Consider the following 10,752-nt stretch of genomic DNA (forward strand, 5'->3'; position numbering starts at 1 on the left):
TTGACCGTCCTCGTGACCATCGTCATGACTTCCATCCGCACAGTCTTTCGCCCTTGCGGTTGTGCGCCAGCAATGCCTTGACCTCGCCATCCGACAGCGCATCGACCGCTGCCACCGACAGGCGCAGCGGGCTCGACACCGCGCAAAATCCGCCCTTGGCAGTGGTACAGCCTGATATCACGGCCACGACCGAGGCGAGCATCAGTCCCTTGCCCATGATTTGAGCTCCTTTCGGGCGGCGGCGGACGGCAGCGCACCGATATCGTTCTGGACCTGGTCGGCTATGGCGCGCGCCTCGGCCTCGGTGGCAGCCTGTCGCGCGCGCTCCGCGCGTTCGCCGGCCAGCCGCTGGCGAACGCCCCAGCCGAATGCCGCCAGGATAGCGGCGCCCACGCCCAGAATGGTCGGATTGGTGAGCAGGAAAGACATTAGCGCGCTCATCGGTTTGGCTCATCCTTGGCGAGATAGCCGACGGCAAAGACCGCTATCGGCAAAAGCGATGCCCATGTCTCGGCGTCGTACCAGGATGGCCAGAAATTGCGTACGACGACGCCCGCGACGGAGACGGCCGCGGCGGCGATCGTGGCGGCCGTCAGCTTGTTGGTCGGACGGGTGGTCGGCTGGGTAACTGTGGCCATGGTCAGAACATCCCTTCAAGGGCATCGGCGATATGGTGCCAGGCGGCGAGGGTGACGAGCACGCAGGCGGCGATGATACCGCCGGTCTTCGCGGCCATCGGCATCCCGGAATTGTCGGGCGCTGGCGACGCCGGCTCGGCCGCCGGCACGGCATCGACGGGCGTTTCAGCCTTTGGCGGAGCTGCTTGCGGCGACGGTTTTGCAGGCCGCGCGGGTACAGCCGCCGGCGCCGACATCAGCAGCGCCTGCGCCCGCACCAACTTGACCCGATCCGACCAGCCGCGCCCGAATGTCGCCCATGTCGGCAAGCGTTGCAGGAACGCCAGCCGCGCATCGCAGAGCCCGTCGATCACGGCGCCGGCCGGTTTTGCCCTGGCCGCGGCGAGCGTGGCCGGCCCGATGCGCCCGTCCTGGGCAGCTCCCACCACCGCTTGCAGATACTTCGCTGCCCTGCCGGGTCCGCTGTTCACCGCGAAATCGAACACGGCGCAGTCGACGCCATCTGGCAACTCGGCCCCCAGCACGGCATCCCAATAGAACCGGCGAAAAACCGTTGCCACCTGGTCATCCCCGATCTTGCGCAGATCGGCCTTGCTAGCGCCGGCCTTCACGTAGCGGCGGAAGTTCGCCAGCGTGACACCCTTCATCGTGGCGCCGCCCGGATCGGCCGGATTGTCCGACCAGCCACCTTCGGATCTCAGAACGAGCGCAAGCGCCCGCGCGAAATTGCGGTCCATGGGTATTTCCCTTTCGCGTTGTAATGGTTTTGGTCGACGCAGGAAGTCGGCCATGCCCTCGCCCAGGATCCCAATCCCAACGACAAGCGCACCAGCCCTCGGTAACTGTGCGTTGTCTGGCATGCCGCCTTGCACGCAGGCCGGCACGTGATAGAAAAATTCAATTCCAGGACGAACGGGTTTCGGATGAGAAACTATATTGGCGCCGCGCAACGGCGACGAAGTCCTCCTCCTTCTGCGGAAGAAATCGAACTGATCATCGTGTCACCCAACGGTTGAGTCTTACAGCCCGGCCTGAGGCGGCGGGTGCAGGTAATACAGCCGCTAGCGTCACAGTATTGCCAACTGGCGCGCCGTTCACGGTTGTATTGTGCCACTGCCGCTCAGCGCCAATGATGACCGTATCAATCTCAATTCCGATCCGGTCGCCGCTAGCGATTCCTGAAGCGTTCACAACGTCGATGGTGGTCGCTCCCGAGAGCGACGCAGTACTGAGCGCAGTTTTCAGGAGGAATGTATTTCGATATCCCGGAAAACCATTCCGCTCGATCGTGGCACCGAGAGGCAAATAGCTCTCCATATTGGCGCTGTAGCAAAGCCGGCTAATGTCGGTTTCAAAGTCCCGTTGGCGCTGCATTGGCGCAGCGAAACCTTGTTCGAAATCGATACCTTCGATGATCGCCGCGCCTATCCAGCCAGAAGCCCCGACGAAAAAAGAGGCGACCGATGGATGTATCCAGAGCCAGTTGGTTGAGAACTCATAGACCGCCGCGCCCGTCCGAACGATCGACTGACCGTTGCTACCCTTGGCATAGTATGGGGTATTGCCAGAAAGCACTCCGCCAGAGGCGTCGAAGCATACAACCGTGACGGGGCGCGAGCCATTGAGGAAGCTAAGGAAGGCGGCCTGAGTGGTGTTCGCCTTCTTATAAATATGGCCAACTGCTTGGCCGGAACTCGACACCAAGAGCTGACCGTCGCCGTTGGCACGCGACGTGCGCGCTGTAACACCATTCGTCAGGAAGGGTGACGGTGCAGCATAGCCGCCAGTCGCACTGTCATATAGCACTACGCCAGGCACCGTTATGCGGCCCTCTGCCTGGATGGGAAAGAACTTTGCTCCCTCAAACCGCCGCACGAGGTTCGCGCCACCTGTGGGCCTATTGGAAATGTCACGGAGTGTGACAAAGATGCGTTTTAGATCGGGTGAGACGATGTTTGCATCGTCAATGCCCGATGCCGACAAAAGGTCGATATTGAATGAGGCGAAGCCAGTCGCTGACGGCACGTTGATCAAAGCAGGCGTGTTAGTGAATGCACCGTAGGTTTCGATACGCGCATTCCTGAAAAATACCGTAGTCAGATTGCTTGTGCTCCCTAGGGTAGCAAGTACGAAGATCGCATGGCCGACGCCTGCAGACGCGCCGTCAATTCCCATCTGCGGACCATCGATGAGCACCTCCTCAATGGCGGCAGTCCCTGCCAAGGTCAGCTTGACCGTTCCCCGCCCGATCACTTTCTGATTGGTGCCGATGTACCAGGTTCCGCCGCGAAACTGGCAATTGACAAAATACGACGAGCCAGCGAGATCGCAATGAACATGCGAGCCATTATTGTAGAGTGTAAGAATGTTGAACTCGTTGCTCACCCAATTGGTGTTATTCGCTACGCCGTCGAAATAGAGACCTTCGTCAAACCCGCGCACATGCAGCCAAAGCTTGCTTTCTGCCATACCGCCGAAATGAACCCCCCGCGTGTTCGCGATAATTGATTTATCCGAGGTGTTCTGGACCTCCAGCCAAATCTTCGCACGGCGCAAAATATTGGCCCCGGCCCCACCGACACGGACCGCTGAAAGGCCATCAAAGGCGCCACGTATCAGCGCGCCCTTGCCATTGATCTCGCCTACATCACGCCAGTCGATTGAAGAACCAACCATGTAATATGTCGCGACGGCGGGCAGGACGAGAGCGGCACTGGTGATCCGGCAATAAGAGCCGAGTGCGTTTAACGCAGCCGCGTTGTCAACGAGACCTTCGTAGGCACCGAGCATCGTCGCGCTGGCTACACTCTCCCTTAGCACCCAATACCCTCCACTCCCCGCATCCACGGTCCCATCCGGCATGAAGCGATCGGTGGAGCGGAAATATGCCAGCGCCGGGTAGCCGCCGGCGGTGATTGCCGCCAGCGACATGCGGGCGTAGTTGGCGCCGCCGACGAGGGTTGCCGGCGTGGTGAAGACCGGGGCGTAGAACTGCGTGCGGATGGCTTTGACGCCGGCGGCGATGGTGGCGCCGGCAGCTGTCGCCACCGACACGTAGATCGGCACGTTGACGCCCGACACCATGGCAGCGTCGGCCGCATATTGCTGGGCGAGATCGCGGGCGCGCTCCGCCTCGGCGATGACGCCGGCCAGTTCGTCCCTCACCGCCGCCGTCGCGTCGCCGACAAGATCGTCCGAGCTGAAGAAGGCAAGCGCGATGTCGTCGCGCCCGACGGCCGGCGCCAGCGTCTGGAACGCATAGACGAAACCGGCCGACACCGCGCCTTCCTGCACATGCACCGTCGTGCCCTTCTGCATGGTGCGGCTGGTGCGGGCGTCGGCTGCGCGATACCAGAAACCTTGCGAGGCCGTGTAGATGCCGTTCAGCCTGGCGTCGTTCTGGTCCTTGACCAACACTCGGTCGCCAACCGCGGTCTGGGTGCCGTCGATGGGCTTGAGGCCTTCTAGCCACGCCACGCCGTCGACGAGTACCGTCTCCAGGTTCGCCGTGGTTGCCAGGCGCACGGGTTCGCGCTGGTGACATAGACGACATCGGCCTCCGTATCCCAGGCGAGTTCGACGGCGGCCGAAGGATGGTCCCAGCCGAAATCGAGCGCCCCAAGGCGCGGCCAGTAGCGCGGCAGCCGGAACGGCTCGCAGGCGATCAGCGCCTCGGCCACCGGAAAGATGCGGCCGGAACCCAGCACCGGAATGCCCTTGGCGCGGGCATCGCGCTCATGTTCGGGATAGGCGGCGGCGATCGCCGCGCGCTGCTCGGCGCTGTAGTGGGCCGCATCGTCGATGGTCATGAAGGTGACGTGACGGCTCATTGCGCTGTCCTTGAATCATCTTGCAAGGCGCCGATCGTATGGTGTTGTTCGCACTGGGTTCTGGCGGCCGTCGCCGGCGGCCACTTCCCCATCGTGAGTAACCCCGCGAGGATCGGATCAGTCCCTCAGGACTTGTATCCTTCGTTCAGGCAGTCGTTCTGCCAGGCCCAGTCGAAGTCGGCCCGTGACATGGACTGGCCCATGCCCGGCTCGACGAACGGGCCGGCGGTGTTGTCGATATAGACGATGAAGCGCGCCTCCTTGGTGAAGGCGCCAACCGTGGCGGTGATGACGCCGCAGGTCTGGCCGGTCGAACTGTCGCCGGTAAGCTGGACATGCGAGAAGGTGGCCGAAGCATCGCCTGCCAGGCCACGCATCTTGCCTTGGGCGGCGGCGATCGCATCGGCGCGCCAATCGCCGCTGCCGCTGCAGGCTGAAAGCAGTGCAGGCAGGAAGAGCAATTTCATGAGGTGGCGCATGTCGGTTCCCGAACGTCGCGCCGCAAGCTACTCGACCTCCGGTTGCCGCGAAAGCGGTGTTGCAAATCATGGTTTCGGAGCTGTTTCACCCCTTGCCCATCCGCTCCACCTCCCCCGCCGACAGGAACAACATCACCACATCGCTCATGCCGAGCAGCGGCGTGAAGGTGACGATGGTGATGCCGCCGGTGGGTTGGTGCGGGTCAGGCCTTTGGAATAGATATCGAGCGGCCGGGATCGGCAGGGCCAGGATTGGGGATTCGTCGAGGAACGGCCGGCGTCTGCTGCGAGGCGCGGGCGGCTTTGGTGACATAGACGACATCGGCCTCCGTATCCCAGGCGAGCTCGACCGCGGCCGAAGGATGATCCCAGCCGAAGTCGAGCGCCCCAAGGCGCGGCCAGTAGCGCGGCAGCCGGAACGGCTCGCAGGCGATCAGCGCCTCGGCCCACCGGAAAGATGCGGCCGGAACCCAGCACCGGAATGCCCTTGGCGCGCGCCTGGCGCTCATGTTCGGGATAGGCGCCAATGATCGCCGCGCGCTGCTCGGGCGAATAATGCGCGGCATCGTCGATGGTCATGAAGGTGACGTGACGGTCATAGCGGTTCCGAAATCAGATTGGGGGGGAACGACCGTATGCCGCTGCTTGGACGCGATTCTTAAAAAACGGACGCGGCGCCCCTCATCGAACGCACATCAGCGACTAAGGCACGAATCTGCACGCAGAACCAATCCACGACAAAGGAAGTAGCGGCTACGGGAATGCCAGCGCGTTGTCGAAGGTCATGACCGCAACCTTATTTACAGCTCGAATTGGTCCGTTAAAAGTCTTCGCAAATCTAAGTTGAATCCGCTGAAAGGTGCTATCTTCGCTCGGATATCGTGAGCATACAATCAGTCCTGACACCTTCCCCTGCCGATGGCCATGATCCGTAAGGTACTTTGCAGTCGCGCAAATCTGATCAGCTGCGTGCTCGATTTTGCAGCCCTTCAATTCTACAATAACGTCACCAATCCCGTTCTTTGACACGATCCAATCTGCAGCGATGGCATTATTGACAACGCATCCATCGAACATCGTGCGAACTAACTTTTCCTTCTTTGGATTCAGAAAAATTGCCCTCTTTCCTTTCTCTTCAACTTTAATCTGCGATGCCTTACTCGTCGACTGGCAATTCTGCATTTCCCCCGCCCACCATAATTTTCAATATCTTAAGAAATTCTTCAGAAATCTCGCCTGAGACAGAGTCTAAGTATCCGCCATCGATTAGACCGTCTTCCTCGTTGACTATATTGTACACTTTACGGTCCTTAATGGCATAAGCACGAAGAGAGTTCTGCCGCAGCCAAGAGCCCCGAGGAACAATCTTCGCAAGCGTCGCAATTTGATCCTTCGTTGCAGGAATAGATGTTCCTGCCAGAACTAAATTGTTGATCTTCGATAAAACATAGGGACTGTGCGTTGTTAATATCATGAACCTGTTCTGTCGCGCGGCCGAAACAACACTACTGAGATATTCCACCAATGAGCTTTGAGCGGATGGGAAAAGATGAGCCTCAGGTTCCTCAATAACAACCATTTGAGAATCGACAGGCAGCTTAGAGTTCGGAGCAATACCTCGATAGGCAAACTGCGAGACTGTCAGCCAAAGCGGGAGCAATTCTTGTTGACCAGAGGAAAGCGCTGAAAAGGGCACCTTCCGTCCATCAGGACTCTCGACGAATTCCTGGTCCCTGGTGAATCGAACTTCGCCTCCGAAAATCTTTCTCATCAGATTCTCACGCTGCTGATCCGAAGGAAGGGAGCGACGGACTGTGATGTGGGCGTATCGCTCACGAACGTTCGCGTATTGGCGCCCAAATCGAAGCGTGATTTGATCGAGAAGACCGCCATGGTCAAAAACCGCAATAGCCTTTCCAACGCTAGTGAAAAATGAGCGCCCCGCAGGAATAAAGAGCTGATAAGAAATGTGGTCCCGGCCTAGTTGTCTAGATAGCCTCGTTTCGGCGGTATGTCTAACCCGGTATAGAACATCCCAAGGCGGGATGCTGTCCTCGTCCTTTGAACGAGATCTAGCCTTATCAAAGTCCGAAAGTATGGAAGAGTAAAACTCTTTGAAGAAATCAGACGCGTGTACGTTCACGCGGTCGAGAAAGGCCCGACTGGCTCGTCTCGGACGCTGAACGACAAATTTAATTTTGCCGGCTTCGAACGTGACCTTGAAACTTCCGTTACCCCAAGCAGACGGAGGAAACCATTTTACGAAGTCGAGCGCAAACTGATCATTGAAGTCTGAGAATGAGAGTCCTTCTTCAGCTCTGGAGTACTGAGCGTGAACCTGATGAACAAAGAAATAGATGAGTTTGGATATAACGCTCTTTCCGCTTGCTTGCGGGCCTATCAGAACAGTCATCGGAGCTAAGGTGACCTCAGCGGAATCGATGCAGGAAAAATTGCTTATTGTAAGTGTAACCATGGCATTCAGAAAACCAGCAGCTCAGAAATTATTTGGGAAGGACGGTGTGGTCGAATAGAATTTGCTCCCCATCGCCATCCTAAGCTCAATGCTTTGGCGTTAGCAATCCAAGGACGCAGCTTTTAGCTGGAGCGGTTAGCGAGAGTCGAACTCGCGCGTTCAGTTTGGGAAGCTGAACAGCCGCCACGGGAAATGACCTCAATGCTTCCCCATCCGCTCCACCTCCCCCGCCGACAAGAACAACATCACCACGCCGCTCATGCCCAGCAGCGGCGTGAAGGTGACGATGGTGATGCCGCCGGTGGCGTTGGTGCGGGTCAGGCCTTCGGAATAGATGTCGAGCGGCGGCTCCTCGTCGAACCAGACGCCGTGCAGCGTCTCGCCCTGCCATTTCTCGCGACCTTTTTCGTAGCTCTTGAACGACAGCACGCTCTCGCCGGCCTGCACATCGCCGCCGCCGCCATGGCGCACCACGACGCTGTCGAGCGCACCGGGCGCGCCGCGCCCCATGATGGTGTCCAAAATGGCGTCGGCCGGGATCATGCCGGTGCCCCATGCCGCCTGCTGCTGCGGCGGGCCGACCAGCACGCGCTGCGGGTTGTCGCGCGTGCCCTCGCCGGTGACGCCGGCGGCCCACAGCCGTACCGGCGTGTCGAAAACCTTGCCTTGCCACCACGCGGGGTAGCGGCCGGTGAGGTGCATCGCCCATTCGGCGCCGCCTGCTTTTGTCTTGCCGAGCTGGTTGCCGGCCATGAACAGGCGTTCGCGGTTGGCCGCGCCAGCGGCATGGAATTCAGCCTGGCGTTGATATGGCTTGTAAGAAGCCAGTTGGTTGGTGCGCTTTCTGCGGTCAAGCTCCGCCAGCAGCGCCAGATATTCGGTTCGGGCCGAGATCAGACGGCTCCTCGAGGAACGGTTTGACGACGGTTTCAAGGGCGCGGATGCGGTTGCGGATCTCGTCATCGCTTAGGGCGTCCAGTTGGTTTACGGCGACATCAAAATCCCTGGGCAGCACCGACAGCACGATCTTCAGATACTGGTCCGGCTTGTCGGTCCGCACCTCGGCGAGGACACCGGCGCCATGCGCCAGAAAATCGGCCCGCACGGCGGCCAGGAAATCGTCGCCCAATGTTTTCTTGGTCCGCTTCGGCCGGGGCGTCTTGGCGGCTACCGGACTGGCAGCGGGCTTGCGCCTTGCCGCCCTGGCCTTGCGGTGCGCCGGCCCGGTTTCATCAGTCATGGGTCCGCGCCCCGACATTGACATCACCGGCGGCGGCCTTCGGCGGCGCCTGCCTGGCCCGCTTTTTCAAGCGGGCGGATTTCTTCCTGGCCTTTCCGCGCTTCGGCTTCGCGGCCTGTGCGGGCCTCGCCACAGGCCTTGCAGCCTTGAGCCGCGCCATGGCGAGACCTACGAGCTGTGCGCCGATACCGGCCTGCGGAAAGCAGAAGCCACCGGCCGCATCGCGCACCATGCCGATCAGCACGCCGGCGGGAACCGCCTCGACACGGCCGAGGCGCGCCACCGGGCCGGCGCCCTCGAATTCGCCGATGGCGCTGACGATCTCGCGGCCGTCATCGCCGGTGATGATGCTGGCATAGCGGGGCATGGTATTTCTCGCATCTCGCGGAAGCAGCGCCCTACGGCGCCACCGCATCGGCAGGCAGCCCAACTAGGGGCCAGAAACACAAAACCCGCCTCGGCGGCGGGTCGGTGGCGCAAATCAGCACCATGGATGGATTTATAGCATCGCTGCCCTCACCGGTCAATGCCAAATAGGAAAAAATTCACATTTTCCGAGAGGGCATGATCCCGGCGGCTGACATTTATCCGGCTGTTCATGAACCGGCACCTGTGAAATCATCAGCGCCAGCTCATGGAATGATTCCCGTCGCACGGCCTTGTGGGAGAGGACGATGGACAGACCAGCCATGGCATCCGTCTTCCGGATGCGGCACGCTCCGGCCACGGTTTCCGGTGTGCGCAGCACCGGCCAGGGTCAGGCCGATCCGGTCATCCGGGTGCACTCGCTTGGCGAAGCGATCCGCTTCGTCGCCAACGCTTACCCCAATTACGACATCGGCACCGTCGCCATAGATTGCGGCGACCCTTCGATCCCACGCCTCGGCAGCCTGGAAGTCAGGGCGCTTTGGCGCGAGTATGGCGAGCGCCTGACGCAGGAGTAGCGCCTGACCGCTCACGATCGGCGCGCTGGTTCCCGCACGCCGGCCGGATCGGAAACGCCGCTGATGCGTTCCACTGCGATCAACGGAGGGAGAAATCCATGAACGTCGCCAACCTGCAACTCGAAGGCCTGTTGATGGCCGTCGCCTCGATCAACCACGTCCTGGTCAAAAAGGGGGTGCTGACGTCGGAGGAGATCGACATCGCGCTTCGCAAGGCCGAGGCGTCGGAAACCGGCGAGGAGCGATCGGACGGCATGTCGGCGTCGAACCGCGACGCCGTCAATTTTCCGATCCGGCTGCTGGAACTCGCCAACCAGTGCCAGCCGGAGGCCGACATGCCGTCTTTCTCGAAGCTGGCCCGCATGGTCGGCCAGATGAAGGAGCCCTACAACGATCAGATGTGAGATCCCTGCCCCTGGCGGACTCCTCGTGCCCTGCCCCCGGCATGCTCATTACGCCCTGCCCGGCCATCCCAGGTTCAGCGCCAGAATTCTTCCAGGTCCGTGGACCGCCGCGAACAGCAGTCCGGCCAGGAACGAAAAATGGTCGACGAAGAAACCGAACTCGGCCTGGTTGCCGGCCCAGTGGCTGGGTCCGTGGAAGGCAAAGGCAAGGAACAGCACATAGGCGGCGGCGACCAGGGCGGCTTGGGTGAAGAAGGCGCCGCTGAGGAAACACAGCACCAGGGCCACCTCCAGGATTGCCGCGCACCATGCCAGGAAGAGCGGGAACGGAAAGCCCGCGGCCGCGATATAGCCCGCCGTGGCCTCCATGCCCAGGAACTTGAAGGTCACCGCCATCAGGAAGACGGCGGCGAAGATCAGGCGGGCGACGAGAAGGGCCGCGGTCTGCCACGGCGATTGTGCGATTTGGGGCGACATGGTTGTTCTCCAGCTTCATCAGCCCCAAGGACGCACCGCCATGTGCCGATCCGACATGCCGGGCGAAAATTTTCACCGGTTCCGGTTTGACGCCCGATGCTATGGCAGCGCACCGCTCGAAGGAAGAAGCAAGACCGCTTACCGGCAGGCACAGCTTTAGAAATTCTTAATGATCCTGAAACTTGTCCGTAACCCTGATCGTGATATTGTTAGCCGGGGCTAATGCACAGCTATGTCTGGTGCACGATATGGGTGGGTGGGTTT

General features: G+C 60.6%; 15 protein-coding genes, 1 tRNA gene and 1 pseudogene. 2 read left to right on the top strand and 15 right to left on the bottom strand.

Annotated features, from left to right (window positions below; all coding sequences use genetic code 11):
• Positions 1–22 precede the first annotated feature (22 nt).
• From FJ950_RS29165 to FJ950_RS29230, 14 genes and pseudogenes are all read right to left on the bottom strand, one after another.
• Positions 23–217 (bottom strand): hypothetical protein, encoded by a 195-nt coding sequence (locus tag FJ950_RS29165; RefSeq protein WP_140620656.1) that lies wholly within the window; start codon positions 215–217, stop codon positions 23–25.
• On the bottom strand, positions 202–441 hold the full coding sequence (locus tag FJ950_RS29170; RefSeq protein WP_023769504.1) for a hypothetical protein: 240 nt from the start codon (positions 439–441) through the stop codon (positions 202–204). The genes FJ950_RS29165 and FJ950_RS29170 overlap by 16 nt, the downstream gene beginning before the upstream one ends.
• Positions 438–638, bottom strand: a complete 201-nt coding sequence (locus FJ950_RS29175; RefSeq protein ID WP_140620658.1) for a hypothetical protein — start codon at positions 636–638, stop codon at positions 438–440. The genes FJ950_RS29170 and FJ950_RS29175 overlap by 4 nt, the downstream gene beginning before the upstream one ends.
• Positions 639–640: 2 nt before the next feature.
• Positions 641–1,588 (bottom strand): glycosyl hydrolase 108 family protein, encoded by a 948-nt coding sequence (locus tag FJ950_RS29180; RefSeq protein WP_348641179.1) that lies wholly within the window; start codon positions 1,586–1,588, stop codon positions 641–643.
• 43 nt (positions 1,589–1,631) lie between these two features.
• Positions 1,632–4,163: a hypothetical protein gene (locus tag FJ950_RS29185; protein WP_140620660.1), complete on the bottom strand. Its 2,532-nt coding sequence runs from the start codon at positions 4,161–4,163 to the stop codon at positions 1,632–1,634.
• Entirely contained in the window at positions 4,103–4,468 is a 366-nt protein-coding gene (locus FJ950_RS29190; RefSeq protein ID WP_348641180.1) for a terminase family protein, read from the bottom strand. Before FJ950_RS29190 ends, FJ950_RS29185 begins: the two co-directional genes overlap by 61 nt.
• A gap of 125 nt (positions 4,469–4,593) precedes the next feature.
• On the bottom strand, positions 4,594–4,947 hold the full coding sequence (locus FJ950_RS29195; protein WP_140620662.1) for a hypothetical protein: 354 nt from the start codon (positions 4,945–4,947) through the stop codon (positions 4,594–4,596).
• A 144-nt stretch (positions 4,948–5,091) separates the two neighbouring features.
• Positions 5,092–5,526, bottom strand: a complete 435-nt coding sequence (locus tag FJ950_RS30215) for a hypothetical protein (RefSeq protein WP_348641181.1) — start codon at positions 5,524–5,526, stop codon at positions 5,092–5,094.
• 174 nt (positions 5,527–5,700) lie between these two features.
• On the bottom strand, positions 5,701–6,129 hold the full coding sequence (locus tag FJ950_RS29210; RefSeq protein ID WP_140620663.1) for a hypothetical protein: 429 nt from the start codon (positions 6,127–6,129) through the stop codon (positions 5,701–5,703).
• A complete protein-coding gene (locus FJ950_RS29215; protein WP_140620665.1) occupies positions 6,104–7,423 on the bottom strand; it encodes an ATP-binding protein in 1,320 nt (439 codons plus the stop codon). The genes FJ950_RS29210 and FJ950_RS29215 overlap by 26 nt, the downstream gene beginning before the upstream one ends.
• Before the next feature lie 127 nt (positions 7,424–7,550).
• Positions 7,551–7,640, bottom strand: a tRNA-OTHER gene (locus tag FJ950_RS29670).
• Positions 7,641–7,657: 17 nt separating this feature from the next.
• Positions 7,658–8,320: pseudogene (locus FJ950_RS29220) on the bottom strand (terminase family protein); the annotation flags it as partial.
• Positions 8,274–8,663 carry a hypothetical protein gene (locus FJ950_RS29675; protein WP_181171486.1) on the bottom strand — a complete coding sequence of 130 codons (390 nt, stop codon included), beginning with the start codon at positions 8,661–8,663 and terminating at the stop codon, positions 8,274–8,276. The pseudogene FJ950_RS29220 and the gene FJ950_RS29675, both read right to left, overlap by 47 nt.
• Complete coding sequence (locus tag FJ950_RS29230; RefSeq protein WP_140620670.1) at positions 8,656–9,030, bottom strand: hypothetical protein; 375 nt, start codon at positions 9,028–9,030, stop codon at positions 8,656–8,658. The genes FJ950_RS29675 and FJ950_RS29230 overlap by 8 nt, the downstream gene beginning before the upstream one ends.
• A 307-nt stretch (positions 9,031–9,337) precedes the next feature.
• Between FJ950_RS29230 and FJ950_RS29235 the strand changes: the two genes are divergently transcribed.
• Complete coding sequence (locus FJ950_RS29235) at positions 9,338–9,607, top strand: hypothetical protein (protein ID WP_015317042.1); 270 nt, start codon at positions 9,338–9,340, stop codon at positions 9,605–9,607.
• Between the two features lie 98 nt (positions 9,608–9,705).
• Positions 9,706–10,011 carry a hypothetical protein gene (locus FJ950_RS29240; protein ID WP_015317041.1) on the top strand — a complete coding sequence of 102 codons (306 nt, stop codon included), beginning with the start codon at positions 9,706–9,708 and terminating at the stop codon, positions 10,009–10,011.
• 48 nt (positions 10,012–10,059) lie between these two features.
• Here FJ950_RS29240 and FJ950_RS29245 read toward each other — a convergent pair whose 3' ends face one another.
• On the bottom strand, positions 10,060–10,488 hold the full coding sequence (locus FJ950_RS29245) for a DoxX family protein (RefSeq protein WP_140620672.1): 429 nt from the start codon (positions 10,486–10,488) through the stop codon (positions 10,060–10,062).
• Between the last annotated feature and the right edge of the window lie 264 nt (positions 10,489–10,752).

The sequence above is a fragment of the Mesorhizobium sp. B2-3-14 genome, assembly GCF_006442175.1.
Taxonomy (GTDB): domain Bacteria; phylum Pseudomonadota; class Alphaproteobacteria; order Rhizobiales; family Rhizobiaceae; genus Mesorhizobium; species Mesorhizobium australicum.

What these genes read in the sequence shown, in the direction of transcription:
- FJ950_RS29165 (WP_140620656.1), bottom strand. Translation starts at nt 217, where the DNA reads ATGGGCAAGGGACTGATGCTCGCCTCGGTCGTGGCCGTGATATCAGGC.
- FJ950_RS29170 (WP_023769504.1), bottom strand. Translation starts at nt 441, where the DNA reads ATGAGCGCGCTAATGTCTTTCCTGCTCACCAATCCGACCATTCTGGGC.
- FJ950_RS29175 (WP_140620658.1), bottom strand. Translation starts at nt 638, where the DNA reads ATGGCCACAGTTACCCAGCCGACCACCCGTCCGACCAACAAGCTGACG.
- FJ950_RS29190 (WP_348641180.1), bottom strand. Translation starts at nt 4,468, where the DNA reads ATGAGCCGTCACGTCACCTTCATGACCATCGACGATGCGGCCCACTAC.
- FJ950_RS29195 (WP_140620662.1), bottom strand. Translation starts at nt 4,947, where the DNA reads ATGCGCCACCTCATGAAATTGCTCTTCCTGCCTGCACTGCTTTCAGCC.
- FJ950_RS30215 (WP_348641181.1), bottom strand. Translation starts at nt 5,526, where the DNA reads ATGACCATCGACGATGCCGCGCATTATTCGCCCGAGCAGCGCGCGGCG.
- FJ950_RS29210 (WP_140620663.1), bottom strand. Translation starts at nt 6,129, where the DNA reads ATGCAGAATTGCCAGTCGACGAGTAAGGCATCGCAGATTAAAGTTGAA.
- FJ950_RS29215 (WP_140620665.1), bottom strand. Translation starts at nt 7,423, where the DNA reads ATGGTTACACTTACAATAAGCAATTTTTCCTGCATCGATTCCGCTGAG.
- FJ950_RS29675 (WP_181171486.1), bottom strand. Translation starts at nt 8,663, where the DNA reads ATGACTGATGAAACCGGGCCGGCGCACCGCAAGGCCAGGGCGGCAAGG.
- FJ950_RS29230 (WP_140620670.1), bottom strand. Translation starts at nt 9,030, where the DNA reads ATGCCCCGCTATGCCAGCATCATCACCGGCGATGACGGCCGCGAGATC.
- FJ950_RS29235 (WP_015317042.1), top strand. Translation starts at nt 9,338, where the DNA reads ATGGACAGACCAGCCATGGCATCCGTCTTCCGGATGCGGCACGCTCCG.
- FJ950_RS29240 (WP_015317041.1), top strand. Translation starts at nt 9,706, where the DNA reads ATGAACGTCGCCAACCTGCAACTCGAAGGCCTGTTGATGGCCGTCGCC.
- FJ950_RS29245 (WP_140620672.1), bottom strand. Translation starts at nt 10,488, where the DNA reads ATGTCGCCCCAAATCGCACAATCGCCGTGGCAGACCGCGGCCCTTCTC.